Consider the following 24,749-nt stretch of genomic DNA (forward strand, 5'->3'; position numbering starts at 1 on the left):
CCCCGCCTTGTGCATCGCAATAGCCCGTGCGCGGAAGCGGTGCCGCGCGCATGCCCGGAATCGCTGAACCACCGTTCATGTATTGCGCAGCATACACCGGCGGCGGGGCGTTGCGGAATCCCCTTGTGGCATTGCGCAACGGCCGCCGGCGCGAGGGTGGACACGAAAGCGGACGGCGCAAAAAAGCCGCGCAACGGGCGCGGCTTGTTCTGGTTCAAGGGACTGACACCGGCGGCCCCCTTGGCGGGCCGCCAGGCACGGTCATTGCTGCATCTGCGATGCGGCCATCTGGTACTTGACCGCGTCGCGGTCGTGGCTCTGCACGCGATCCTTGTGGCGAATCACCTGCCGGTCGAGCTTGTCGACCAGTGCGTCGATGGCGGCATACAGGTCTTCGTGATGCGCCTCGACAAAGATGTCCTTGCCCTTGAGATGTAGATTGATTTCCGCATACTGCCGCCGGTCCTTTTCTTTTGTATTGTCGACAGAGAGCAGCACGCTTACGCCAATGACTTGATCGAAATGCCTGACGATACGCTCCAGTTTCGTTTCCACGTACTCACGCAGCGGGGGCGTGATGTCCAAGTGGTGTCCACTGATCTTGAAGTTCATAGCGTTTCTCCTTCTGAAAGAGCCACACCAGGCAGGCGGTGCGGCTCGGCTACAAAGTCTTGCGGAGATTGACGGCAGGGATTTTCAGCGCTTCACGGTATTTGGCCACGGTTCGCCGGGCCACCACGAAGCCTTGCTCGCCGAGCAGTTCGGCGATCCTGCTGTCCGACAGGGGGTTCCTGGGGTCTTCGGCTCCTATGAGTTGCTTGATCAACGCCCTGATTGCCGTTGATGAGGCCGCGCCGCCGGTTTCCGTGGATACGTGACTGCCGAAGAAGTACTTCAGCTCGAAAGTCCCCATCGGCGTTGCCATGTATTTATTGGTTGTCACCCGAGAGATGGTGGACTCGTGTAAACCCAGTGTATCGGCAATCTCCCGCAAAACCAAGGGGCGCATCGCAATTTCCCCGTGGGTGAAGAAGTTCTTTTGACGTTCGACAATCGCTTGTGCGACGCGCAATATGGTGTCGAAGCGCTGCTGGATATTCTTGATGAGCCAGCGCGCTTCCTGCAGCTTCTGCTGCAGCCCGGCCGCGCCGGAGTCGCCTTTTGCGCCGCGCAGGATCTGCGCGTACATGTCGTTGATGCGTAGCCGCGGCATCACATCCGGGTTGAGCTGCGCGATCCAGCCGCCGCTCATTTTCCGCACGAACACGTCGGGCACGACGAAGTCGGCCTCGGGGCGGCTGTAGGCATGGCCGGGGTAGGGCGCGAGCGAGCGGATCAGCTCGTGCGCGGCCTTGAGGTCGGCCTCGTCGACCTGCAGCGCCTTCTTCAGGCGCGTGTAGTCGCGCACCGCGAGCAGTTCGAGATGGCTGGTGACGATGGTCAGGGCCAGCTCGCGCTGCGGATGCTTGAGCCGGCGCAGCTGCAGCGCCAGGCATTCGGCGGCGTTGCGCGCGCCCACGCCGGCGGGGTCGAAGCTCTGCAGCAGCGTGAGGATGGCGTGCACCTCGTCGAGCTCGAATTCGAGCTCCTCGGGCAGTTCCGTGCAGATTTCCTCGAGCGAGGCGCTCAGGTAGCCGTCGTCGTCGAGCGACTCGATCAGGAAGATGGCCAGGCCCTTGTCGCGCATGGAGATCTTCAGCGGGGCGAGCTGCTCCATCAGGTGCTCGCGCAGCGTGGGCTCCGCGTCGCGCAACTGCATCGGGGTCTTTTCGTCCTCGTCGCCTTGCGGGCGGCGGGCGAAGTCGTCCAGGCTCCAGTCGTTGCCGTAGTCCTCGCCGCTGTCGCTGTAGCTGTCCTCGCTGTCGGCGGCGCCGTCGGCGCGGTTCTCGCTGGTGCCCTGGCCGTCGGCGGGGGCCGGCGCGGGCGCGCTCTGCAGGTTGACCGAGCCGTCGGCGGCCACGCGCAGCGGGCTTTCGATCCAGTCGTTCTCGCGTTCGAGCAGCGGATTCTCGGTCAGGGCCTGTTCCACTTCCTGCTGCAGTTCGAGCGTGGACAGTTGCAGCAGGCGGATCGACTGCTGGAGTTGCGGCGTGAGCGCGAGATGTTGCGAGAGGCGGAGCTGTAGCGACGGTTTCATGCGAGCTATTTTATGCCCAACTTCCGTACTGGTGGAACGGAAATTGCTATCGCTGGCGTCGCCGTGATCGTTTGCGGGGCGAAAGGCGGCATGAACGCCGCCTCGCGGGTGTCCCCGCGTGCCCCTCCCGCGGCTACATGCGGAAGTTCTCGCCCAGGTAGACCTTGCGCACCGACTCATTGGCGATGATGTCTTCCGGCTGTCCGGACGCCAGCACCGTGCCTTCGCTGATGATGTAGGCGTGGTCGCAGATGCCCAGGGTCTCGCGCACGTTGTGGTCGGTGATCAGCACGCCGATGTTGCGCGCCTTGAGGAAGCTGACGATGCGCTGGATCTCGCCCACCGCGATCGGGTCCACGCCGGCGAACGGCTCGTCGAGCAGGATGAAGCGCGGCGCGGAGGCCAGCGCGCGCGCGATTTCCACGCGGCGGCGCTCGCCGCCCGACAGCGACAGCGCCGGGTTGTCGCGCAGGTGGGCGATCTGCAGGTCGTCGAGCAGGGTGTCCAGGCGCCGCTCGATCTCGGCCTTGGCCAGCGGCTTGCCGTCGTGGACCTGCAATTCCAGCACGGCGCGGATGTTCTCCTGCACGTTGAGCTTGCGGAACACCGACGCTTCCTGCGGCAGGTAGGACAGGCCCATGCGGGCGCGCTCGTGGATGGCCAGGCCGCTGATGTGCTTGTCGTCGAGCACGATGTCGCCCTCGTCCAGCGCCACCAGCCCGACGATCATGTAGAACGAGGTGGTCTTGCCCGCGCCGTTGGGGCCGAGCAGGCCCACCACCTCGCCGCTCTTCACGTCGAGCGACACGTCCTTGACCACCGTGCGCGAGCCGTAGCGCTTCTTCAGGTGGCGCACGACGAGCGTGCTGCTTTCGGTCAGGACGTTGGTCGCGGACGACGGTTCGGTCAAGGTAGCGGTCATGAAGGCGTGAATCCGTGGGTCGGCTGCGGCGGGGTCAGGGGGCGGCGGGGGCCGGCGCGGGCTTGAGCGGCAGCGCGCTGGCGGCGGCGCCGCTGGCGGGCTGCTCCTGGCGCGGCGACAGCACCGCGCGCACGCGCCCTGACGGGCTGCCCGCGGTGGCGTTGTCGGTGCCGCCGGTGGCCGTGTAGAACTCGTTGCGGCTGTCGTAGGTGATCACCGCGCCGCGGATCTCGTCGATCAGCTTGGCGCCGGCCAGGCGCGCCATGCGGGCGTGGCCGATCAGCTTGGACAGGTCCTGCTTGCCGTCGGACTCGATGCGGTCGCCCCAGCCGTCGATGTATTCATCGACGTTGTCGCGCTTCTGGCGGATGTAGGCCTGCTTGCCGCCCTTGGAGGTGGCCACCGCGTACTGGTAGCCCTCGGGGTCGGTGCGCACTTCCGCCGCGTCCGACTTCAGCACCATCGTGCCCTTGGTCAGCACCACGTTGCCGGTCAGTACGTACACCTGCTTGACGTCGTCGTAGCTGGCGTTGTCGGCCTCCAGCACTAGCGGCTTGTCGCGGTCGGCCTTCTCGGCGCGGGCCGGCGCGACCAGCGCCAGGCCGAGGAGGGCCGCGGCCGTCATCAGGGCAGCCGTGCCGCGGCGGCGACAGGACGATGTCGTCAGGAATGGATTCATATTGGCGTGGTGGCGGTTGGCGCGGACGGCTGTGGCCCGCGGGCGGCTTCGTTTCTCTGGCGGTTTCCGGGTGGGGCCACGTCAGGCCCTGCTCACGGCCTGGCCGCGGGGCTGGCCGGCGGCGGGACCGTGATGATGGTGCCGTGTACGTTACCCAGCAATTGTACTTCGCGGGTGACGTTGTTGAAGACGAGCCCGTTGGCGGTCATCACGGAAGGCCCGCGCGTGAGCTTGACGGCCTTGTCGGTCTTGACGATGTCGTCGTTGACCAGCACCTGGAAATACTCGGAGGCGGCCGTCATGGGTGGGTCCTTGGACGGGTCGGGCCCCTGCGCGCGCACGATCAGGGCGTTGCCGAACAGGTCCACCACCGAGCCCTCGGCGTTCATGGTGCCGCGGTCGGCATGGCCCGTGACCGGCGGGCGGCCGATCTCGTAGGCGCGCATGGCCGGCCTGGTCACTTCGTAGGTCTGGTCGTCGGCGAAGTGGATCATCTTGTCGCCGGTGAAGCGCATCTTGGTGTTGCCGTCCTCGGCCAGCTCGGTGGCCGAGAAGCGGACCATGTAGTAGTCCGGCTCGTGTTTGGCGCCGACCGGCCCGGCGGGCGCCTCGCGCGGCGAATTGACCTGCACCAGCCAGAACGTGCTGCCGGCCACCAGCGCCATCAGCAGCAGGGGCAGCAGCCGCATGCCGAGCCGGCCGAGGGAGGACAGGAATTCCCGCATGTGTCGTGGCCGGCCTCAGATGACCTTGGCGCGGGTCAGGTCGTGGATGTGCAGCGCGCCCACCAGGCGGCCGTCGGCGTCGACCACCAGCATCTGGTTGATGCGGTTGGCCTCCATCACCTGCACCGCTTCCACGGCGAGCTGGTCCGGGCCCACGGCGTGGGGCGAGCGGTGCATGACCTCGCTGATCGGCATGGTCTTCCAGTCGCGCGGCGTCTCCAGCAGGCGGCGCAGGTCGCCGTCGGTGAACACGCCGATCAGGCGCTCGTCCGGGTCCACCACGGCGGTCATGGCCATGCCCTTGCGGGTGATTTCCATCAGCGCCTGGGCCAGCGGCGTGTTTTCGCGTACCTTGGGCACGGCGTTGCCGCTGCGCATGACGTCGCGCACGTGCGTGAGCAGCTTGCGCCCGAGCGCGCCGCCCGGGTGCGAGCGGGCGAAGTCTTCCTCGCCGAAGCCGCGCGCGTCCAGCACCGCCACCGCCAGCGCGTCGCCCATCGCCAGCGCGGCGGTGGTGCTCGCGGTCGGCGCCAGGTTGAGCGGGCAGGCTTCCTTCTCGACGCCGGCATTGAGGTGGGCGTCGGCCAGCTTGGCCAGCGCCGATTCCGGATTGCCCGTCACCGAGATCAGCTTGGCGCCGATGCGCTTGACGATCGGGACGATCGACAGCAGCTCGGCGGTCTCGCCGGAATTGGAGAAGGCGATCAGCACGTCGTCGCGCGTGACCATGCCGAGGTCGCCGTGGCTGGCCTCGGCGGGGTGCACGAAGAACGAGGGCGTGCCGGTCGAGGCCAGCGTGGCCGCCACCTTGCGCCCGATGTGCCCGGACTTGCCCATGCCCGACACCACCACCCGGCCGGTGCACCCGAGCGTGAGCTCGACGGCGCGCGCGAACTCGCCGTCCAGGCGGCCCGCGAGGGCGGCAACGGCTTCGGCTTCGGTCTGGAGCGTGTCGCGGGCGAGCCGAAGTGCTCGATCCGCATTGAAATTAGCTATCATGGCGACGAAGTATACCAACGAATGCGATGGCGCTTTGGCTGTTCCGGGGATCGGGGCGGCCGTTGCGGCTGCCGCGCCTGCCGCAACCCGCCGGCAGGGCCGCCCGCGCCGGGCCTGGCCCTGGCGCGGGACGGCGCACCCAGACCCCTTTCGATGCATTCTCCGCTGGACCTGACTCTCGTGCTGCTGGCCGCCGCCGTGTTTGGCGTGGTCGCTTTCCGCATGCTGCAATTGCCGCCGATGCTGGGCTACCTGGCGGTCGGCATCCTGATCGGGCCGCACGCGCTCGGGCTGGCCAGCGATACCGCGCAGACCAAATACCTGGCCGAATTCGGCGTGGTCTTCCTGATGTTCTCGATCGGGCTGGAGTTCAGCCTGGGCAAGCTCAAGGCCATGAAGCGCCAGGTGTTCGGCCTGGGCGGCTCGCAGGTGGTGCTGTCGATGCTGGCGGTGGTGCCGGCGAGCTGGCTGTTCAACTGGGCCTTCCCGCTGTCCTGGCAGGCCTCGGTGGCGCTCGGCGGGGCGCTGGCGATGTCGTCCACGGCCATCGTCTCCAAGATGCTGTCCGAGCGCCTCGAGCTGGAAAGCGAGCACGGGCGCAACATCATCAGCATCCTGCTGTTCCAGGACCTGGCCGTGGTGCCGCTGCTGATCGTGATTCCGGCGCTGTCGCGCGACCCCGGCGATCTGGTCATGGCGCTGGTGCTGGCCACGGTGAAGATCGCGGTGGCGCTGAGCGTGATCTTCTTCCTCGGCCAGAAAGTGATGAGCCGGTGGTTCCACGTGGTGGCCGCGCGCCGCTCGCAGGAACTGTTCATGCTCAACCTGCTGCTGGTCACGCTGGGCATGGCGGCGCTGACCGAGCGGCTCGGGCTGTCGATGGCGCTGGGCGCCTTCATGGCCGGCATGCTGATCTCCGAGACGCCCTACCGCCACCAGGTGGAGGAAGACATCAAGCCGTTCCGCGACGTGCTGCTGGGGCTGTTCTTCGTCACCATCGGCATGCTGCTCAACATCCACGTGGTGCTGGACCACCTGTGGCTGGTGCTGGCGCTGCTGGTGGTGCCGATCCTGTTCAAGCTGCTGCTGATCGCCGGGCTGGCGCGCCTGTTCGGCTCGCGCCAGGGCGTGGCGATCCGCACCGGGCTGGGGCTGGCGCAGGCCGGCGAGTTCGGCTTCGTGCTGCTCAACCAGATCGACGGCCTCAACCTGGTGGACCCGGTGCTGACCCAGGTCATCCTGGCCTCGATGCTGCTCTCCATGCTGGCCGCGCCGTTCCTGATCCAGTACAGCGACGCCATCGTGCTGCGCTTCGCCGCCAACGAATGGCTGATGCAGTCGCTGAACATGACGCGCATCGCCGTGCAGAGCCTGCAGACCGAGAAGCACGCCATCATCTGCGGCTTCGGCCGCAGCGGGCAGAACCTCGCGCGCATGCTGGAGCGCGAGGGCATCACCTACGTGGCGCTCGACCTCGACCCCGACCGCGTGCGCGAGGCCGCCGGCGCCGGCGACACCGTGGTGTACGGCGACGCGGGCCGGCGCGAGGCGCTGATCGCCGCCGGCCTGCACCGCGCCGCGGCGGTCATCATCACCTACGCCAACACGCCGTCGGCGCTCAAGGTGCTGCACCACGTGCAGGAGCTCGCGCCGGCGCTGCCGGTGATCGTGCGCACGGTGGACGACTCGGAACTCGGCGTGCTGCAGAAGGCCGGCGCCACCGAGGTGGTGCCGGAGATCATCGAAGGCAGCCTGATGCTGGCCTCGCACGCGCTGGTGCTGCTGGGCGTGCCGATGCGGCGCGTGGTGCGCGGCGTGCAGCAGGCGCGCGACGCGCGCTACAGCCTGCTGCGCGGCTACTTCCACGGCCGCGACGACGACGAGGACATGGTGGAGCGCGAGTCGGTGCGGCTGTGCTCGGTCTCGCTCGGGCCGGACGCCACCGCGCTCGGGCGCAGCCTCGGCACGCTCGGGCTGGAGCGCATCGGCGTGGAGGTGACGGCGGTGCGCCGGCGCGGCATCCGCGCGTTCGACCCGCAGCCCGAGACCGTGCTGGAGCCGGGCGACATCGTGGTCCTGCGCGGCCAGCCCGAGGCGCTGGAAGCGGCGGAAAAACGCATGCTGACGGGCTGATGCCCGCCGTCAGGCAAATGCGCGGATCGCGGTCAGGCTACCGTCAGGCCGCCGCGCGCGGCGCGGCCGTGGCGCTCGCCGCGCCGTCGGCCCACGACGGCGGCAGGCCTTCGAGCACCGAGCGCGCGTCGAGCGAGCGGATCGGCACCAGCGGGTCGGCCGGGATGCGGCCCTCGCCCTGCAGCATCAGGTAGCGCAGGCAGCACACGCGCAGGAAGGACGTGAAATTGGCCGCCTCGCCCCGGTAGGCCACCAGTTCGTCGTGCAGCCGCGTGATCAGCTGGCCCACGCTCATGGCGTCGCGCCGGGCCAGCGTTTCCAGCACTTCCCAGAACAGGCTTTCCAGGCGGATGCTGGTGGCCACGCCATGCAGCCGCAGCGAGCGCGACTGGCACAGATACGACTCCGGATTGGCCCGGATGAAGATTTCGCACATGGGAGACTCCCGTTCGGCGCGGCCGGCGGGCAACGCAAGCACGCGGGCCGCCTCCGGCAGCCTCTAATGTACGATCCGGGTGCCCAGCACCGCAAGGAACTGCGCCAGCCAGGCCGGGTGCGCCGGCCATGCCGGGGCGGTCACGAGGTTGCCGTCGGTATGGGCCTGGTCCACCGGGATGTCGGCGTACTTGCCGCCGGCCAGCCGCACTTCCGGCGCGCAGGCCGGGTAGGCCGAGCAGGTGCGTCCTTCCAGCACGCCCGCGGCGGCCAGCAGTTGCGCGCCGTGGCAGACCGCGGCGATCGGCTTGCCGGCGCCGGCGAAGTGGCGCACGATCTCCAGCACGCGCTCGTTCAGGCGCAGGTATTCGGGGGCGCGCCCGCCCGGGATCACCAGCGCATCGTAGGCGGCGGGATCGACCTCGGCGAAGGTCGCGTTGAGCGCGAAGTTGTGGCCGCGTTTCTCGCTGTAGGTCTGGTCGCCCTCGAAGTCATGGATGGCGGTCGCGCAGCTCGCGCCGGCCTTCTTGTCCGGGCAGACCGCGTGCACCGTGTGGCCGACCATCTGGAGCGCCTGGAACGGCACCATCGTTTCGTAGTCCTCGGCGTAGTCGCCGACCAGCATCAAGATCTTTTTTGCCATCGCGGTCTCCTGTATGGTTACGGGTGCCCGGCGGGGCGCACGCGCGGACGGACCGCGCGCCCGGCCCGCCCGGCGCGAGCCCATTGTGTTGCCGTTCGCGGCCGCCCGGGTAGTAACCCATTACCGCATCCTGTCCCGCAGCCTGTTCCGCACCCCTCCGGCATCCGGCCACCGCGGCCGGCCTGCCGGGCCGGCAGGCCGCACCAACGAGTTCCCATGCCCAATACCACCATCCAGTCGTCCGCCCTCGGCCACGTCACCGAATACCTGCGCGAGCGGATCCGCACCGTGCCCGACTGGCCGCAGCCCGGCGTGATGTTCCGCGACATCACCCCGCTGCTGCAGGACCCCAAGACCCTGCGCGTGCTGATCGACGTCTTCGTCCACCGCTACATGGACGCCCGCCTGGACCTGGTCGCCGGCATCGACGCGCGCGGCTTCATCCTCGGCGCGATCGTCGCCTACGAGCTCAACCTCGGCTTCGTGCCGATCCGCAAGAAGGGCAAGCTGCCGTTCCAGACCGTGTCCGAGGAATACGAGCTCGAATACGGCAGCGCCACCGTCGAGATCCACGCCGACGCCTGCAAGCCCGGCGACCGCGTGCTGCTGATCGACGACCTGATCGCCACCGGCGGCACCATGATGGCCGGGCGCAAGCTGCTCGAGCGCCTGGGCGCCACCGTGGTGGAGGGCGCGGCCATCGTCGACCTGCCCGAACTGGGCGGCTCGCGCCACCTGCTCGACAGCGGGCTGCCGCTGTTTACCGTGTGCCGCTTCGACGGGCACTGAAGCCGGGCGCGCGCCTGAATCAATCACCGGAGCCTCTGCCATGCCGGATCTGCTGCTGTTCCTCGTCACCTCGGTCGCCATCACGCTGGCGCCCGGGCCCGACAACCTCCAGGTGCTGGCGCGCGGCATGGCGCAGGGGCGCCGCGCCGGCGTGGTGGCGGCGCTCGGCTTCGCCTCGGGCTGCCTGTTCCACACCGTGGTGGCCGCGGTCGGGCTGGCGGCGGTGCTGCGCTCCTCGCCGCTGGCGTTCCAGTGCATCAAGTTCGCCGGCGCGGCCTACCTGATCTGGATCGGCATCCAGGCGCTGCGCTCGCGCGGCGCGCTCGGCCGGGGCGCCGACGCGCCGGCGGTGCCGCTGGCGCGGGTGTTCCGCCAGAGCGTGCTGGCCAACCTGATGAACCCCAAGGTGACGTTGTTCTTCCTGGTGTTCCTGCCGCAGTTCGTGCGCGCCGACGCCGCCCACGCGGGCTGGCAGATGCTGCTGCTGGGCCTGGTCTTCATGCTGCAGACGGCGGTGGTGTTCTCGCTGTTCGGGCTGTTCGCGGGCGTGCTGGGCGACTGGCTCCGGCACCGGCCGCGCGCGGGCCGCTGGCTCGACCGCGTGGCCGGCGCCATCTTCGTGGCGCTCGGCGTCAAGGTCGCGCTGCCGGCCTGAACGCGCGCGGGCGGCCCGGCGCCGCCGCGTTGCGCCGCGTGCCCACGCCCTGTCCGCCCCCCGTCCGCGGCGTTGCCCGCCCATGCGTGGCGGCGCATAATGCCCTCTTGACAACGATACGATGGCCGGGCGGCACCTTGCGCCGGCATTTGCATCAGCTCCGGCATCAGCGCCGCGCCCGGCCCCGCGTCCGGCCCCGCGTCTTCCGGCTCCTGCATCTGCCCTCGCAACGGCGGTACCGGTCACAGAAGGGCAGACCATGGGCGTTCTACTTCATTTGCTTTCCGGCGTGGCGCTGCTGGTGTGGGGCACCAACATCGTCAAGGTCGGCATCCTGCGCGTGTACGGCGCCAACCTGCGCCACGTGCTCTCCTCCAGCATCGCCAACCGCTTCACGGCGTTCGCCGCCGGCCTCGGCGTGACCGGGCTGGTACAGAGCAGCAACGCCACCGCGGTGATCGTCAGCTCCTTCGTCGGCCAGGGCCTGATCGCCGTGGCGCCGGCGCTGGCCATCATGCTGGGCGCCAACGTGGGCACCGCGGTGATGGTGCAGGTGTTCTCGCTGGACCTGTCGTGGCTGTCGCCGCTGCTGATCTTCGTCGGCGTGATCCTGCACCTGAGCTGGAAGGGCAACAAGCCCGGCCACGTCGGCCGCGTGCTGATCGGCCTGGGGCTCATCACGCTGGCGCTCGAGCTGATCTCCATCGCCACCCGGCCGGTGGTGCAGGCCGCCGGCGTCAAGGTGCTGTTCGGCACGCTGACCGGCGACCCCACGCTGGACATGCTGGTCGGCGCCTTCCTCACCATCCTGTGCTATTCCAGCCTGGCGGTGGTGCTGTTCTGCGGCGCGCTGGCCTCGGCCGGCGTGGTCTCGCTGCACGTGGCGATGGCGCTGGTGCTGGGCGCGAATCTCGGCTCCGGCATCTCCGCGCTGCTCACCACCTCGGGCAACAACCAGCCCGGCAAGCGCGTCACGCTGGGCAACCTGCTGTCGCGCCTGCTCGGCTGCGTGATCGCGCTGCCGCTGCTGGGACAGGCCGAGCGCCTGCTCGCGCTGCTCGACGCCGACCCGCAGCGGCTGGTGGTCAACTTCCACCTGCTCTTCAACGTGGCGCTGGCGGTGCTGCTGCTGGGCGCCACCGGCCCGCTCGCGCGCCTGTGCGAAGCGGTGCTGCCGGGACGCAACACCGGCGACAGCCAGGTCACGCCGCGCCACCTCGACGCCGCGGCGCTGACCACGCCCACGCTGGCGCTGTCCAACGCCGCGCGCGAAGTGCTGCGCATCGGCGACCGCATCGAGCAGATGCTCGACAACATGCTGCGCGTGCTGCGCACCAACGACGCCAAGCTGGCCACCGCCACCTGCCGCATCGACGACGAGGTCGACGACCTCTACACCGCGATCAAGCTCTACCTCACCCAGATCAGCCTGGAAGCGCTGGACGAGCGCGACGGCCGCCGCTGGACCGAGATCATCTCGCTCACCATCAACCTCGAGCATGCCGGCGACATCATCGAGCGCATCCTGCTCGACGCGCGCGAGAAGAAGATCGCCCACAACCTGGCGTTCTCGGAAGCGGGCATGGAGGAAATCGCGCAGATGCACGCGCGCGTGGTGGCGAACCTGCGGCTGGGGTTGTCGGTGTTCCTCTCCGGCGACCTCAAGAGCGCGCAGCAGCTCATGAGCGAGAAAGCCACCTTCCGCGAACTGGAGCGCCGGTTCGCGCGCAACCACCTGCAGCGCATTGCGGTGCAGACCGCGGAGAGCATCGAGACCAGCTCGCTGCATCTCGACATCATCAGCAATCTCAAGCGGCTCAATTCGCTGTTCTGCGCCACGGCGTATCCGGTGCTGGAGGAAGCGGGGGTGCTGAATCGGAGCCGGATGAAGGAGGATGATGGGGAGCCGCCGGTGGGGGTGGTGTCGGCGGGGGTTTGAGGTTGATGGGGGGGGGAAGGTTTAACGTCAACTGCCTAACGTCAACTGCTTAAAGTCAAAGTCAAAAGCCTAAAGTCAAAGTCAACCTCAAAGTCAAAGGCTTTCGCTCCCCCGGAGCGACCTACTTTCTTTTCCCCGAAAAGAAAGTAGGCAAAGAAAGCGGGCTGCCTGGCCGGCAGGGGCAGAAACGTTGGGATTGCTTAGGTTGCTGGTTTCGTCGTGGGGTTCGTGGTTCTGCTGGCATCCTGCCGTTACCGGTGCGAGCGACCACGATCTGACTGGCGGTGTTGATTTCGGGGTCAGACCTATGATGACGGGCGCACTGCTGGTTCGGGCATCTGCCGTTACCGGTTTTGGCGGTCACGGCGTAGCACCCTCGTGTTTTCGTGGTGGGCGTGGTGGACCGGGGCGCGGGTGTTGGCGGGTACGCGCTCGAATAGGGACCACCGCGCCCACCACGAAACCAGCACCATCTCTATGACGAGCCCATCCGCCCCGGTCGCGGCAGCAGCCCGAAGGGCCTGGACCAACGCCATCATGCAGCGCCACCACGAATCCAATTTCGTTTGCGACGCCGCAGGCGAGCAAACCGGTAGCGTCAGCAGTCTCATCGAAGCCAACGCGCGCACCACGAAACCACCACCAACCATAAGGTCTGAGCGCCCAGCCCCCCTGCAAGGGGTCTGCTTTCTTTGGTTACTTTCTTTTCAGACAAAAGAAAGTGACTGGCAGCCCCGCGCAGCGGGGATGTCATATGGCCGTTGGATTCAAGCACCAACAACCGCCCGAGCCTCAAGGCCCACAACAGCCCGGACAAGGATCCCTCACCCCTTCGCCAACAACGGCGCCAAATACTTCCCCGTAAAACTAGCCCGACTCTTCGCCACCGTCTCCGGCGTCCCCTTGGCAATCACCTGTCCGCCGCCGGCGCCACCCTCCGGCCCCATGTCGAGCAGCCAGTCGGCGGTCTTGATGACGTCCAGGTTGTGTTCGATGATGACCACCGTATTCCCCTGGTCGCGCAGCTTGTGGATGACCTTGAGCAGCAGTTCGATGTCGTGGAAATGCAAGCCGGTGGTGGGCTCGTCGAGGATGTAGAGCGTGCGGCCGGTGTCGCGCTTGGACAGTTCCAGCGACAGCTTCACGCGCTGCGCTTCGCCGCCGGACAGCGTGGTGGCGGACTGCCCCAGGCGGATATAGCCCAGGCCCACGTCGAGCAGCGTCTTGAGCTTGCGCCGCACCACCGGCACCGCGCTGAAGAACTCGTGCGCCTGCTCCACGGTCATGTCCAGCGTTTCGTGGATGTTCTTGCCCTTGTAGAGCACCTCCAGCGTCTCGCGGTTGTAGCGCTTGCCGTGGCACACGTCGCACGGCACGTACACGTCCGGCAGGAAGTGCATTTCCACCTTGAGCACGCCGTCGCCCTGGCAGGCTTCGCAGCGCCCGCCCTTGACGTTGAACGAGAAGCGGCCCGGGTCGTAGCCGCGTTCCTTGGCGGCGGGCACGCCGGCGAACAGTTCGCGGATGGGCGTGAACAGGCCGGTGTAGGTGGCGGGGTTGGAGCGCGGGGTGCGGCCGATCGGGCTCTGGTCGACGTTGATGACCTTGTCGAAGTGTTCCAGCCCCTCGATGCGGTCGTGCGGCGCGGGCTCCGCCGTGGAGCCGTACAGGTGGCGCGCCACCGCGTGGTAGAGCGTGTCGTTGATCAGCGTGGACTTGCCCGAGCCGGACACGCCGGTCACGCAGGTCAGCAGGCCCACCGGGATTTCCGCGCTGACGTTGCGCAGGTTGTTGCCGGTGGCGTTGACGATGCGCAGCAGCTTGTCGTCGTCGGGCGCGGTGCGCGTGGGCGGCACCTCGATGCGGCGCGCGCCGGACATGTACTGCCCGGTCAGCGAGTTAGGCGACTGCTCGATCTGCGCCGGCGTGCCCTCGGCCACGATCATGCCGCCGTGCACGCCCGCGCCGGGGCCGATGTCGACCACGTAGTCGCTGGCGCGGATCATGTCCTCGTCGTGCTCCACCACCAGCACCGAGTTGCCGATGTCGCGCAGGTGCTTGAGCGTGCCGATCAGGCGGTCGTTGTCGCGCTGGTGCAGGCCGATCGACGGCTCGTCGAGCACGTACATCACGCCGGTCAGGCCCGAGCCGATCTGCGAGGCCAGGCGGATGCGCTGCGCCTCGCCGCCCGAGAGCGTGTCTGCGCTGCGCTCGAGCGAGAGATAGTCCAGCCCGACGTTGTTGAGGAAGTTCAGCCGCGCGGTGATTTCCTTGACGATCTTGTCGGCGATCTCGCGCTTGGCGCCGTGCATGTCGAGCGTGAGGAAGTACGTCAGCGCGTCGCGCAGCGGCCAGCCGTTGATCTCGAAGATCGCGCGCGCCTGGTCGTTCTCGCCGAGCTTGACGTGGCGCGCCTCGGTGCGCAGCCGCGTGCCGTGGCAGGCCGGGCAGGCCTGGTTGTTCTGGTACTTGGCCAGTTCCTCGCGCACCGCGACCGAGTCGGTCTCGCGGTAGCGCCGCTCCAGGTTGGGGATGATGCCCTCGAAAGCGTGCTCGCGCACCGTGGTGCGGCCGCGCTCGTTCATGTAGGTGAACGGGATCTCCACCTCGCCCGAGCCGTGCAGCACCACTTCCTGCACCTCGGCCGGCAGGTCCTCGAAGGCCGTTTCCAGTTCGAAGTCGTAGTAGGCCGCCAGGCTTTGCAGCATCTGGAAGTAGAACTGGTTGCGGCGGTCCCAGCCCTTGATCGCGCCCGAGGCCAGCGACAGGTTGGGGAAGGCCACCACGCGCTTGGGATCGAAGAAGGTGATCTGGCCCAGGCCGTCGCAGCTCGGGCAGGCGCCCATCGGGTTGTTGAACGAGAACAGGCGCGGCTCGAGCTCCTGCAGCGAGTACGAGCAGATCGGGCAGGCGAACTTGGAGCTGAACACGTGCTCCTGGCCGCTGTCGATCTCCAGCGCCACGGCGCGGCCGTCGGCCAGCCGCAGCGCGGTCTCGAACGATTCCGCCAGGCGCTGCTTGATGTCGGCGCGCACCTTGACGCGGTCGACCACCACGTCGATCGAATGCTTCTCGGTCTTCTTCAGCTTGGGCAGCGCGTCCACCTCGTAGACCACCGCCGGCGCCTCGTGCGTGGTGCCGCCGCCCGAGCGGATGCGGAAACGCACGAAACCCTGCGCCTGCATGGTGTCGAACAGGTCGGAGTGCTCGCCCTTGCGGTTGGCCACCACCGGCGCCAGGATCATCAGCTTGGTGTCTTCCGGCAGCGCCAGCGCCGCGTCCACCATCTGCGACACGCTCTGCGCCTGCAGCGCCAGGTTGTGGTCGGGGCAGTAGGGCGTGCCGGCGCGCGCGAACAGCAGGCGCAGGTAGTCGTGGATCTCGGTGACGGTGCCGACCGTGGAGCGGGGGTTGTGGCTGGTTGCCTTCTGTTCGATGGAGATCGCGGGCGACAGGCCCTCGATCAGGTCCACGTCGGGCTTCTCCATCAGTTGCAGGAACTGGCGCGCGTAGGCCGACAGCGACTCCACGTAGCGGCGCTGGCCCTCCGCGTACAGGGTGTCGAAGGCCAGCGACGACTTGCCCGAACCGGACAGCCCGGTGATCACGATCAGCTTGTTGCGCGGCAGGTCGAGATTGATGTTCTTCAGGTTGTGGGTACGGGCACCACGGATTCTGATTTCTTCCATATACCGATTGTCTTCGCCAGGCGGGGCCGCCGGTCAGGTCGACAGGCCGGTCTCACGGAATTTCCAAGAAAAAAGCATGCCAGGCGCGGCTCCGGCGGCCCGCCCCGGGCCGCGCGGCGCCCGTTGCGGCGCCCGAAGCGCGGCGAAGCAAACCTGTTAATATACCGAACTTCGGTTTCCGGGGTTGCCAGCCCCTGTCCGGCAGCACCTGCGGGAGGCCTTTTTTGCGGGTTTGCCACGGGTTTGCGCGGTGCCCCCGAGGCGTTCCAGCAGTGTCCCTGCAGGGGGCCGCGGCGGCGCTCCGGACGGTGCCTCCGGTGAGGCCGCGCGGCAGCCTGGCGCGCGGCGCGCGCATCCGGCACGCCGCGCGGGCCGGTCCGGCAACCAGTCTCGGAAATTCCCACGATCGCAATGTCGTCGATCCATAGCTCCTCCCAAGATGCGGCCAAGGCCGACGATTCCAAGGCCGACGGCGCCAGCGCGCCGGCCGCCGGGCGCGACCGCATGACCCGCATGGAACTGCGGGCCAGCATCTCGCTCGCCAGCATCTTCGCGCTGCGCATGCTCGGCCTGTTCCTGATCCTGCCGGTGTTCGCCGAATACGCGGCCGGGCTGCCCGATGGGCACGACGCCCAGCGCGTGGGCCTGGCGATGGGCATCTACGGCCTGATGCAGGCCTTCCTCCATATCCCGCTGGGCTGGCTGTCCGACCGCGTCGGCCGCAAGCCGGTCATGGTCGCCGGGCTGCTGCTGTTCGTCGCCGGCGGGCTGGTGGCGGCGAACGCGGACACGCTCAACGGCATCATCGCCGGGCGCGCGCTGCAGGGCATGGGCGCGATCTCCGCGGCCATCACCGCCTGCATCGCCGACCTGACCCGCGAGCAGCACCGCACCAAGGCGATGGCCCTGGTCGGCGGCAGCATCGGCCTGACCTTCGCGCTGTCGCTGGTGATTGCCTCGCCGCTGCTGCACGGCATCGGCATGCCGGGCATCTTCACGCTGATGTCGGTGCTCGGCGTGCTCGCCATCCTGGTCACGCTGTTCCTGGTGCCCGCGCCGCCGCCGCCGCATCCGGTGCGCATGCCGTTCCGCGCCGTGCTGGCCAACCCCGACCTGCTGCGGCTCAACGTGGGCGTGCTCGCGCTGCACGCCTCCCAGGTCGCCATGTTCATGGTGGTGCCGGCCATGCTCAGCGACGCCGGCATGCCGCTGGACCAGCACTGGAAGGTCTACCTGCCGGTGGTGCTGGTGTCCTTCGTGCTGATGCTCGGGCCGATGATGGCCGCCGAGCGCTACGGCAAGGTGCGTCCCGTGCTGCTGTGCGCGGTCGGACTGATGACCGCCGTGCAGCTGCTGTTCGCCGCCGTGCACGGCCTGTGGGGCATCGTCGCGGTGCTGCTGCTGTTCTTCGTCGCCTTCAACGTGCTCGAAGCCATGCAGCCCTCGCTGGTGTCGCGCTACGCCGCCGCCGCGCGCGGAGCCGCGCTCGGCGTGTACAACACCACCCAGGCGCTGGGCCTGTTCCTCGGCGGCGCGGTCGGCGGCTGGCTGCTCAAGCACGAAGGCCGCAGCGCCGTGTTCCTCGGCTGTGCGGTGGTGCTGCTCCTCTGGCTTATAATCGCCTGGAACATGAAGTCGCCCCCGGCGCGGAAAAGCAGTGCGCCGGCCGTCGCCGCCTGAAGCCGGCGGCAACGCCGGCGATGACGGAGGTGGGCCCGCAAGGGTTTCCCGCATCACTTATTAACGCTTTTCGCCGCAATTTGGCGTTAGCATGACCGCGCGCCCGACTCAATGGCCGGGGGCGCGTTATTCGTTTACGCGCATTTTTTTCCAGCGCATTTGTTTGCGCATCAGTCAAGGCATCGCCACGCCGCTTGCAGCAGAGGGCGTGGCCCTGGGAGAACACTCACATGGCATCGATCAATAAAGTCATCCTCGTCGGCAACCTGGGCGCGGACCCCGAAACCCGCTACATGCCCAGCGGCGACGCCGTGACCAACATCCGCCTGGCGACCACCGACCGCTACAAGGACAAGCAGAGCGGCGAGTTCAAGGAAGCCACCGAGTGGCACCGCATCGCCTTCTTCGGCAAGCTGGCCGAGATCGCCGGCCAGTACCTGAAGAAGGGCTCGCAGGTCTATATCGAAGGGCGCATCCGCACCCGCAAGTGGACCGACCAGTCCGGCGCGGAAAAATACAGCACCGAAATCGTCGCCGATCAGATGCAGATGCTGGGCTCGCGCCAGGGCATGGGCGGCGGTGGCGGCGGTGACGACATGGGCGGCGGCTACGGCGGCGGCCGCGAGTCGAGCGGCGGTGGCGGCGGCGGTGGTGGCTATGGCGCGCGCGGCGGCCAGGCTGCCGGCGGTGGCGGTGGCCAGCAGGGCGGCGGCGCGGCGCGGCGTCCGCAGCCGGCGCCGTCGAACGGCTTCGAGGACATGGACGACGATATTCCGTTCTAGCCCGGAACAGGTTCAGGAAAGTAAATAACTCAAGCCTCACCATTGATTTGGTGGGGCTTTTTTCATTGTTTACATTTTTTTGTTAGCTATCCTATACTTTTCATAGTGTTCACCTATGGAGAGTGTAAACAATGACCAACCCCTACGCCGTGAGAACTCTGAGGTTGTCCTCGGGGGAGCGGTTGCCTGTGCTCATCGACACAAGGGTTGGAGCGCCGCTATTTGAGCCGACGATTTATTCACTGACTCAGCTCCGAGGGCGCAATCTCGCAGCGAACACCATCGAGCAGTCGCTGCGCCATATCATGCTGCTGCTGCTCTTCCTCGAGAAGGAAGGCATCGACATCGAGGCTCGCTTTCAGGAAGGCCGCATTGCCGACCTAGCCGAGATTGAGTCTTTGGCAAATGCTTGTTCCCTCTGTCTGGCCGACATGATTGCAGCTGGCAATCAGAAAGCCGAAGCTGGGGCGAAACCCTCGCGGGTGCAGTCCTTAGAGCGGTTGCGCCAGCTTCGTACGAATGCGAGGCCCAAAATGGTTGTTGCTGAATCGGCAGCCAATCGGGTCCGCGGGATTGCTGACTATGTGTCCTGGTTGGCCAAGGCACATCTGTTGAAGCTGCATGCCAGTAGCTCGAGGTTTCAGGCTTTCGAATCCGCTCGGCAGATGGTCATCGAAACGCTGCTGGCCCGGGCTCCCGACCACCGCAGCAGGAACGTCGTGTCCGCCCGAGAAGGCTTACCGCGTGAGACCGCGACCCGCCTTTTGTCGGTAACTGCCAGGAGTTCCCCAGAGAATCCTTGGGCAGGGAAATTCGCCAAGTTAAGGAATGAGCTGGTCTTCCGGTGGTTATATTCCTTCGGCCTACGCCGCGGTGAGCTGCTGAATGTGAAGGTCTCGGACATTGACTTCCGGAAGGAAACCGTCACCATCGTCCGCAGGGCGGATGCACCAGAGGACCCCCGAAATGAACAGCCGACGGTTAAAACTCGGGACCGCGTGTTGCCTATCTCCCCAGACCTCTGCCGACTGACCCACGATTATGTAATTCACGCGCGTCGGCATCTGGTAGGCGCTCGGAAGCATGAGTATCTTTTTGTGGCCGACAAGACCGGGGCACCTATGTCCCTGAGTGCATTGAACAAGTGCTTCGCTTTCCTACGCACACATATTCCAGAATTGCCGGATGATTTGTCTCCCCACGTGCTGCGGCACACTTGGAATGACAATTTCTCTCAGGCCATGGACCAAATGAAGACGCCGGAAGCTGACGAGCAGAAGATGCGCTCTTTCCTCATGGGATGGTCTGAAACGTCGGGTACGGCGGTCAATTACACCCGGCGGCATGTGCGCCAGCGGGCCAATGAAGTATCCCTGCAACTTCAGTCTGAAATGACCAATAAGAACGACATCTGATGACCGCACTACCCATAAGCATAAAAACAAAATCTCCTGTCGTTCGGACTCGTGGTGGAGCTTTGTTTGACCCTAGTCAGGTACGGTGGATAATTCGAGAGGGGCATGCTGCCGCCAGTATTAACTTTGCACGACTAATTGGTGCGGCAACGCCGATGTTCGTACATGGCTTTCAGAAGGCGTTAATCTGGTACGCAGAAAACAAATCTCTGCGGCACCTGGACAATATGTTTCAGCGAGCCGAACATCTATTCAAGCATCTTGCCGAGGGTCGAATTGAACCGCTACACGAAGTATCAGAAATTGACTTACTGAACTACCATTCGGCTCTTGGAGGTCGGAAATGGTACCTGGGTGCGCTGGCAGGTTTCCTTAAGAAATGGCACTCGCTTGGTTATCACGGTGTCACTTCCCAAGCGATTGCCCTGCTTAACGAGCTCAGGCTGAAAGGTAATCAGAAGGGGGCGGCGGTCTTGACGATGGACCCGCACAACGGGCCGTTCACGGACATTGAGCTCGAATCCATACAGGTCGCACTGAATCACGCCTTTGCCTCTGGCTCAGTTGCCAAGGATGATTATCTTCTGGCGTGGTTGTTTATGCTTCTTGGACAGAGGCCGGCTCAATATGCCCTGCTAAAATTGTGCGATGTCAACGTCCTGCGAGCCCAGGATGGCTCGCATAATTACTGCCTAAAGGTTCCCCGTGCCAAGCAACGGAAAGCTGCGCGGCTGGAGTTCAAGGAACGCCTTATAACGCCGCAGATTGGCCAGTTGCTGTATGAGTATGCGACCGAGGTTGAGAAATCATTTGAAGGGAAGCTCGAAGACCCTCGACAAGCACCTCTTTTTCCTGCAAATGAGACTGACCAACAGCCCGTCGGAATGGAGTATCACCTGACGGCTACTTCGCTCGCCAATAAGCTCGTAAGAATTCTGGGGAAGCTCGAGGTATTTTCCGAGCGCACTGGCGACCTTATTCATATTACTGCCACCAGATTTCGAAGAACCTTGGGCACCAGGGCCGCGCGGGAAGGGCACGGCGAGCTGGTCATCGCTGAACTGCTGGACCATACCGATACCCAAAACGTCGGCGTGTACGTGCAATCAACTCCGGAAATCGTTGAGCGCATCGACAAGGCCGTTGCCATGGCACTGGCTCCGTTGGCGCAAGCGTTTGCTGGCGTCGTCATTGCCGACGAGTCGGCTGCTACCCGCGGAAGCGACCCATCGAGCAGAGTCTTCGACCCACGTATCGAACGTAGTTGCCAGCCAATGGGGAGCTGCGGCAGCCACGGCTTTTGTGGGTTCTCGGCACCCATAGCTTGCTACACCTGCCAGAGCTTCCAGGCCTGGCTCGACGGGCCGCATGAAGCTGTCCTGAACCACTTGTTGGCCGAGCGTGAGCGCAAGCTCGTGGTTGCCGACAAGCGGATTGCCTCGATTAACGACCGAACCATCTTGGCCGTTGCCGAGGTCATTCGTCAATGCCAAGTAATAAGAGAGGTGGATTTGGAGAAAGCCCATGAGTGCTGAACTCATCCTATTTACCCCTCGAGCGGAAAGGGACGCGGAAAGTAACTTGGAGCAGTTCATCCAACTATGCCGTAACCAGCTAACCACGTACGGAAACGACCTGGCATTTGATGCTGACGAACGGGATATTTCTGACCACGTGAACCTGAAAGGCATGGGGAACAAACGTACCAGGCTGCGATTTTATACCTACTCCTCCTTAGACTTGCCAGAGCCGCAGGCGATGACCGAACCTTACAAGTCATTTGCTAAGGCATATATTCGTTATACAAATGCGATGCGGCCGCTGACGAGCTTCGGTCCTGTGCTGGCCGCATTGCGGATGGTTCACGAGGCGTTGACGGAGGGAGGGGAAGTTACCCCTGTTCGCATTGATGCCGCGATATTGAATCGAGCGGCGCAGATAACCGTGGAGAATTACCGGGGCAGTGCTGTTAGTATAGGGGGGCATCTTCAAAGGATTGCAGCCTTTTTGGAGAGACATCGTCTAACCGCAATCCCAGCTAATAGTTGGAAGAGTCCTATAACGCGACAGAGAACTCAAGGACGCGTGGGCCAGCAGTTTGATGAAGAGCGTGCCTCAAAGCTGCCATCGGAGGCCGCCTTGGATGCCTTGCCAAAGATATTTCGGCTTGCTGACGAAACCACTTTTGTGCTGGTTTCCTCTATTGCGGCACTCCTTTGTGCGGCGCCAGACCGCATTAATGAGGTGCTGATGCTGCCAACCGATTGTGAAGTTCACCAGCGGAATGCAGATGGTTCTGAGGCCTATGGTCTTCGGTGGTGGCCTGCAAAGGGTGCAGACCCGATGGTGAAATGGATTGTGCCCTCGATGAAGGAGGTCGTGAGTGAGGCGCTCAACAAGATTCGAAAATACACAAGGCACGCCCGGGAGGTAGCGCGCTGGTATGAAGATAACCCCAATAGGGTCTATATTCTGCCTGAGTATGAGTATTTGCGTGGAAAAGCCTTGTTAAGAAACTCCGAGGTCGGTTTCATTCTATTTGGAAAGGAGACGGACCGTAGTGTCATCAACGGGTGGTACAAAAGCAAGGGTATCGAAACAGTCTGCGTCGAAGGAAAGCATTACGCTCGGTTCTCGGACATCGAGCGATTTATTTTGTCGCAGCTGCCTCGGGGGTTTCCCTGGCTTAATGCTGAGTTGGAGCTGAAATTTAGTGATGCATTATTTGTTGCTAAGAGAAATGACTTTGCAGCAGACAGGGCATCGTGGGTGGGAATTGTCGAGGCGGTAAACGTAAATCAAGTCAATAATAGGCTTGGACCAAAAAATGGCAGTCACCACGTGACCATCTTTGAGCGCTACGGATTTACGGAGCCTGACGGGAGTCCAATCAAAGTCACGACACACCAGTTTCGGCATTATCTGAACACCCTGGCGCAGGCCGGAGGGCTGAGCCAGCTCGACATTGCAAAATGGTCTGGACGCAAGAACATTCATCAAAATGCGGCTTACGACCACGTGTCCGCCGACGAGCTGGTACTTAAGATTCGAAATGCCCTTGGCGATGACTGCCAGGTATTCGGTCCGCTGGCTGAGCTCCCTAAGCGGATAGTGATTCATCGCGATGAGTTTGCCCGGCTTAAAGTCCCAACTGCTCACACCACGGAGTTTGGTGTCTGCATTCATGACTACACAATGGCTCCTTGCCAGTTGCATGCGGATTGCCTCAACTGCCATGAGCAGGTGTGTATCAAAGGGGATGAGATGCGGACCGCCAGAATTCGCGCGGAACTCGAAACTGCCAGAGAGAACCTTGCCGCAGCAGAACAAGCCCAGGGTGATGGCTATTTTGGCGCCAGCCGCTGGGTGGAACACCATAGGTTGGCCGTCGAGAGGCTGACGCAGTTGTGCGTCATCCTCGATGACCCCAAGGTCTCCAGAGGCGCCATCATCCAGCTATCGAACCTCCCGGTCCCATCTCGAATTGAGCAGGCCGCGGAGGCTCGTGCTGCTCTGGGACATGAGACGGCATCCTTAGCGGATGAGGCTACGTCAACGCAAGCCATGCGCAACTTGCTCACCATGATGGAGAAAGTCGATGCCTAGAACATCGAAATCCCGAGCGCGAAATCTGGGGGACCAAGACATAGAGGCCATCGCTCGCCTACTGGACGGCTGGGATGGAAAGCTCTCATGGGAACTCCTCATTGAGACCGTCGAGACCCGCCTGAAGGCTCGATACACCAGGCAGGCGCTCAGTCAGCATGCGCGTATCAAACAGGCGTTCCAATTAACGAAGGAACGCCTCACAGGGCTGCCTCGCAGCAAGAAACAAGGCTCTGCAGGGCTCGGCGCCACGGAAGCGCAAGCGCTCTTGGAGCGCTACCAGCGATTGGAGGCCGAAAACGCGAGGCTCAAGGCTGAGAACGAACGACTATTGGAGCAGTTTGTTGTATGGGCATACAACGCGAGCAACCGTGGCCTGGATGCCCAGTTTCTAAGCCAGCCGCTGCCGAGAGTCGACCGAGAGCAAACGCGGCCGCCAAAGACGAAGCCTCTCTCTAGGCGCCAGGGTGATTGACCGCTGGGGCCGGTACGAGCGACTGCTAGGAGCGCTAGTGATAGACGCGACCACTTTACAGGGTGTGCCGCGAGAGTTCCGCTCGGCGGTATCACCGAGTATCACGCGAAATAAAACTTCTCAAAAGTGGCGATACTTCGTGATACTGCCAGCCTGCTGGGCGACGCTGGGACTCAAGGACCATCGTTGACTAAACGGAGGGTGAGCATCCCAATCGATGATGTCACTGTTCATCGGCATAGCCGTGTTTGCGGGCCAACAGGGTCTCAATCAGGGACTTGATGTGGCTATGTTCCTTCCTCGAGAGACGCGCCCAAGCGAGTAGCAGCTCGGCAAGCTCATCGTCCTCGCAGTAGAAGTATGCAGCTGGCAACTGGAGCGCTTGTGCCAGTTTCAGAGCGATGCCAAACGGAGGCTCGTGCGTGCCCGTTTCGTAGCGGCTCATTCGAGCACTTGCGGTCCCTTCGTCAAGGCCGATTTGGACACCTAGTCGGTCCTGTGGAATATCGGCTCGTCGCCTCGCCTCCCGCAGACGGCGTCCGAAAAGTGTCGCTGGCTCCTTCTTAGTCATCCTACGAATATCGTAGAAATGGCTTGCTGTTTCTCTACGAAATTCGTAGAATTTGGGCCGCTGGATGCTTGACCGTTGATGCCCCGCGGGGACTTCGTTCAAGCCTTAGGCAACGGCTAAACTGTAGATTGCATTGCAACAGCTCGCCGCTCCTAGTCTCCATGGAAGCGCGAGCCTGCCGGGCAAGAAATGTTGAAAGAGGTCCATCAATGAGCGGCTACGGGACGGGCCGTCGCCCAAATCCTTCGTCCGGCGTCCTCAACCATGAGGACGCATGGCAATGGCCGGAGCCACAACGGCGGCTCTTCTCAAAGTACCCGTTGTTCTTCCGGTCAGTTCATTATCCCGAAGCCTACCCGTCAACCCTTGCGCTACTAGGCATTCAATGCGGCAGGGGGTGGTATCCGATTATTGAGGCGGCTGCGCAGGAAATTGAGCAGCACCTCCGTGACATATGGTGCGAGCCAGCTGACGC

General features: G+C 64.6%; 20 protein-coding genes. 10 read left to right on the forward strand and 10 right to left on the reverse strand.

The genetic code is table 11. The features are described 5' to 3' along the window. Nucleotides 1-261: 261 nt before the first annotated feature. The 6 genes from hpf to ACWTPI_RS02270 form a co-directional block, all read right to left on the reverse strand. Complete coding sequence (gene hpf, locus ACWTPI_RS02245; RefSeq protein WP_020202670.1) at nt 262-612, reverse strand: ribosome hibernation-promoting factor, HPF/YfiA family; 351 nt, start codon at nt 610-612, stop codon at nt 262-264. Nucleotides 613-661: 49 nt separating this feature from the next. Next, the gene (locus tag ACWTPI_RS02250; protein ID WP_020202671.1) at nt 662-2,137 is read right to left on the reverse strand and encodes an RNA polymerase factor sigma-54; all 1,476 of its coding nucleotides are present in this window, start codon (nt 2,135-2,137) and stop codon (nt 662-664) included. Nucleotides 2,138-2,270: 133 nt separating this feature from the next. After that, nucleotides 2,271-3,059: an LPS export ABC transporter ATP-binding protein gene (lptB, locus tag ACWTPI_RS02255; RefSeq protein ID WP_020202672.1), complete on the reverse strand. Its 789-nt coding sequence runs from the start codon at nt 3,057-3,059 to the stop codon at nt 2,271-2,273. 34 nt (nt 3,060-3,093) lie between these two features. Next, complete coding sequence (lptA, locus tag ACWTPI_RS02260) at nt 3,094-3,738, reverse strand: lipopolysaccharide transport periplasmic protein LptA (protein ID WP_454730862.1); 645 nt, start codon at nt 3,736-3,738, stop codon at nt 3,094-3,096. Between the two features lie 92 nt (nt 3,739-3,830). After that, nucleotides 3,831-4,463 (reverse strand): LPS export ABC transporter periplasmic protein LptC, encoded by a 633-nt coding sequence (gene lptC, locus ACWTPI_RS02265; protein WP_059410409.1) that lies wholly within the window; start codon nt 4,461-4,463, stop codon nt 3,831-3,833. A gap of 15 nt (nt 4,464-4,478) precedes the next feature. Then, nucleotides 4,479-5,462 (reverse strand): KpsF/GutQ family sugar-phosphate isomerase, encoded by a 984-nt coding sequence (locus ACWTPI_RS02270; RefSeq protein ID WP_029043535.1) that lies wholly within the window; start codon nt 5,460-5,462, stop codon nt 4,479-4,481. A 153-nt stretch (nt 5,463-5,615) separates the two neighbouring features. Here ACWTPI_RS02270 and ACWTPI_RS02275 point away from each other — a divergent pair, with 153 nt between their 5' ends. Beyond that, nucleotides 5,616-7,595, forward strand: coding sequence for a cation:proton antiporter domain-containing protein (locus ACWTPI_RS02275; protein ID WP_020202676.1), 1,980 nt, complete (start codon nt 5,616-5,618; stop codon nt 7,593-7,595). Nucleotides 7,596-7,638: 43 nt separating this feature from the next. Here ACWTPI_RS02275 and ACWTPI_RS02280 read toward each other — a convergent pair whose 3' ends face one another. Together ACWTPI_RS02280 and ACWTPI_RS02285 are read right to left on the reverse strand one after the other, a co-directional pair. Further along, nucleotides 7,639-8,031: a ribbon-helix-helix domain-containing protein gene (locus ACWTPI_RS02280; RefSeq protein ID WP_020202677.1), complete on the reverse strand. Its 393-nt coding sequence runs from the start codon at nt 8,029-8,031 to the stop codon at nt 7,639-7,641. Nucleotides 8,032-8,094: 63 nt separating this feature from the next. Continuing rightward, nucleotides 8,095-8,673: a DJ-1/PfpI family protein gene (locus ACWTPI_RS02285; RefSeq protein ID WP_020202678.1), complete on the reverse strand. Its 579-nt coding sequence runs from the start codon at nt 8,671-8,673 to the stop codon at nt 8,095-8,097. A gap of 216 nt (nt 8,674-8,889) precedes the next feature. On the opposite strand from ACWTPI_RS02285, the gene ACWTPI_RS02290 reads away from it, so the two are divergent. From ACWTPI_RS02290 to ACWTPI_RS02300, 3 genes are all read left to right on the forward strand, one after another. Further along, complete coding sequence (locus ACWTPI_RS02290; RefSeq protein WP_020202679.1) at nt 8,890-9,462, forward strand: adenine phosphoribosyltransferase; 573 nt, start codon at nt 8,890-8,892, stop codon at nt 9,460-9,462. A gap of 40 nt (nt 9,463-9,502) precedes the next feature. Beyond that, entirely contained in the window at nt 9,503-10,117 is a 615-nt protein-coding gene (locus tag ACWTPI_RS02295) for a LysE family translocator (protein ID WP_020202680.1), read from the forward strand. A 259-nt stretch (nt 10,118-10,376) separates the two neighbouring features. Then, the gene (locus ACWTPI_RS02300; RefSeq protein WP_454730863.1) at nt 10,377-12,056 is read left to right on the forward strand and encodes a Na/Pi cotransporter family protein; all 1,680 of its coding nucleotides are present in this window, start codon (nt 10,377-10,379) and stop codon (nt 12,054-12,056) included. Nucleotides 12,057-12,880: 824 nt separating this feature from the next. Here the strand turns inward: ACWTPI_RS02300 and uvrA are convergent. After that, nucleotides 12,881-15,745 carry an excinuclease ABC subunit UvrA gene (gene uvrA, locus ACWTPI_RS02305; protein WP_059410413.1) on the reverse strand — a complete coding sequence of 955 codons (2,865 nt, stop codon included), beginning with the start codon at nt 15,743-15,745 and terminating at the stop codon, nt 12,881-12,883. Between the two features lie 411 nt (nt 15,746-16,156). On the opposite strand from uvrA, the gene ACWTPI_RS02310 reads away from it, so the two are divergent. The 6 genes from ACWTPI_RS02310 (at nt 16,157) to ACWTPI_RS02335 (ending at nt 23,703) form a co-directional block, all read left to right on the forward strand. Then, entirely contained in the window at nt 16,157-17,425 is a 1,269-nt protein-coding gene (locus ACWTPI_RS02310) for an MFS transporter (RefSeq protein WP_454730864.1), read from the forward strand. Between the two features lie 230 nt (nt 17,426-17,655). Beyond that, the gene (locus ACWTPI_RS02315; RefSeq protein WP_454730865.1) at nt 17,656-18,207 is read left to right on the forward strand and encodes a single-stranded DNA-binding protein; all 552 of its coding nucleotides are present in this window, start codon (nt 17,656-17,658) and stop codon (nt 18,205-18,207) included. A gap of 131 nt (nt 18,208-18,338) precedes the next feature. Further along, nucleotides 18,339-19,622 (forward strand): tyrosine-type recombinase/integrase, encoded by a 1,284-nt coding sequence (locus ACWTPI_RS02320; RefSeq protein ID WP_454730866.1) that lies wholly within the window; start codon nt 18,339-18,341, stop codon nt 19,620-19,622. Next, on the forward strand, nt 19,622-21,157 hold the full coding sequence (locus ACWTPI_RS02325; RefSeq protein WP_454730867.1) for a site-specific integrase: 1,536 nt from the start codon (nt 19,622-19,624) through the stop codon (nt 21,155-21,157). The genes ACWTPI_RS02320 and ACWTPI_RS02325 overlap by 1 nt, the downstream gene beginning before the upstream one ends. Next, nucleotides 21,147-23,228, forward strand: a complete 2,082-nt coding sequence (locus tag ACWTPI_RS02330; RefSeq protein WP_454730868.1) for an integrase — start codon at nt 21,147-21,149, stop codon at nt 23,226-23,228. The genes ACWTPI_RS02325 and ACWTPI_RS02330 overlap by 11 nt, the downstream gene beginning before the upstream one ends. Next, nucleotides 23,221-23,703, forward strand: coding sequence for a hypothetical protein (locus tag ACWTPI_RS02335; RefSeq protein ID WP_454730869.1), 483 nt, complete (start codon nt 23,221-23,223; stop codon nt 23,701-23,703). The genes ACWTPI_RS02330 and ACWTPI_RS02335 overlap by 8 nt, the downstream gene beginning before the upstream one ends. A 223-nt stretch (nt 23,704-23,926) precedes the next feature. Here the strand turns inward: ACWTPI_RS02335 and ACWTPI_RS02340 are convergent, their stop codons facing one another. Further along, complete coding sequence (locus ACWTPI_RS02340) at nt 23,927-24,274, reverse strand: helix-turn-helix domain-containing protein (protein WP_454730870.1); 348 nt, start codon at nt 24,272-24,274, stop codon at nt 23,927-23,929. Nucleotides 24,275-24,749: the final 475 nt, after the last annotated feature.

This window comes from Cupriavidus ulmosensis (genome assembly GCF_977008105.1).

What these genes read in the sequence shown, in the direction of transcription:
- ACWTPI_RS02300 (WP_454730863.1), top strand. Translation starts at nt 10,377, where the DNA reads ATGGGCGTTCTACTTCATTTGCTTTCCGGCGTGGCGCTGCTGGTGTGG.
- uvrA (WP_059410413.1), bottom strand. Translation starts at nt 15,745, where the DNA reads ATGGAAGAAATCAGAATCCGTGGTGCCCGTACCCACAACCTGAAGAAC.
- ACWTPI_RS02285 (WP_020202678.1), bottom strand. Translation starts at nt 8,673, where the DNA reads ATGGCAAAAAAGATCTTGATGCTGGTCGGCGACTACGCCGAGGACTAC.
- ACWTPI_RS02320 (WP_454730866.1), top strand. Translation starts at nt 18,339, where the DNA reads ATGACCAACCCCTACGCCGTGAGAACTCTGAGGTTGTCCTCGGGGGAG.
- ACWTPI_RS02315 (WP_454730865.1), top strand. Translation starts at nt 17,656, where the DNA reads ATGGCATCGATCAATAAAGTCATCCTCGTCGGCAACCTGGGCGCGGAC.
- lptB (WP_020202672.1), bottom strand. Translation starts at nt 3,059, where the DNA reads ATGACCGCTACCTTGACCGAACCGTCGTCCGCGACCAACGTCCTGACC.
- ACWTPI_RS02295 (WP_020202680.1), top strand. Translation starts at nt 9,503, where the DNA reads ATGCCGGATCTGCTGCTGTTCCTCGTCACCTCGGTCGCCATCACGCTG.
- ACWTPI_RS02280 (WP_020202677.1), bottom strand. Translation starts at nt 8,031, where the DNA reads ATGTGCGAAATCTTCATCCGGGCCAATCCGGAGTCGTATCTGTGCCAG.
- ACWTPI_RS02275 (WP_020202676.1), top strand. Translation starts at nt 5,616, where the DNA reads ATGCATTCTCCGCTGGACCTGACTCTCGTGCTGCTGGCCGCCGCCGTG.
- ACWTPI_RS02340 (WP_454730870.1), bottom strand. Translation starts at nt 24,274, where the DNA reads ATGACTAAGAAGGAGCCAGCGACACTTTTCGGACGCCGTCTGCGGGAG.
- ACWTPI_RS02250 (WP_020202671.1), bottom strand. Translation starts at nt 2,137, where the DNA reads ATGAAACCGTCGCTACAGCTCCGCCTCTCGCAACATCTCGCGCTCACG.
- ACWTPI_RS02325 (WP_454730867.1), top strand. Translation starts at nt 19,622, where the DNA reads ATGACCGCACTACCCATAAGCATAAAAACAAAATCTCCTGTCGTTCGG.
- ACWTPI_RS02330 (WP_454730868.1), top strand. Translation starts at nt 21,147, where the DNA reads ATGAGTGCTGAACTCATCCTATTTACCCCTCGAGCGGAAAGGGACGCG.
- ACWTPI_RS02270 (WP_029043535.1), bottom strand. Translation starts at nt 5,462, where the DNA reads ATGATAGCTAATTTCAATGCGGATCGAGCACTTCGGCTCGCCCGCGAC.
- ACWTPI_RS02290 (WP_020202679.1), top strand. Translation starts at nt 8,890, where the DNA reads ATGCCCAATACCACCATCCAGTCGTCCGCCCTCGGCCACGTCACCGAA.
- lptA (WP_454730862.1), bottom strand. Translation starts at nt 3,738, where the DNA reads ATGAATCCATTCCTGACGACATCGTCCTGTCGCCGCCGCGGCACGGCT.
- lptC (WP_059410409.1), bottom strand. Translation starts at nt 4,463, where the DNA reads ATGCGGGAATTCCTGTCCTCCCTCGGCCGGCTCGGCATGCGGCTGCTG.
- ACWTPI_RS02310 (WP_454730864.1), top strand. Translation starts at nt 16,157, where the DNA reads ATGTCGTCGATCCATAGCTCCTCCCAAGATGCGGCCAAGGCCGACGAT.
- ACWTPI_RS02335 (WP_454730869.1), top strand. Translation starts at nt 23,221, where the DNA reads ATGCCTAGAACATCGAAATCCCGAGCGCGAAATCTGGGGGACCAAGAC.
- hpf (WP_020202670.1), bottom strand. Translation starts at nt 612, where the DNA reads ATGAACTTCAAGATCAGTGGACACCACTTGGACATCACGCCCCCGCTG.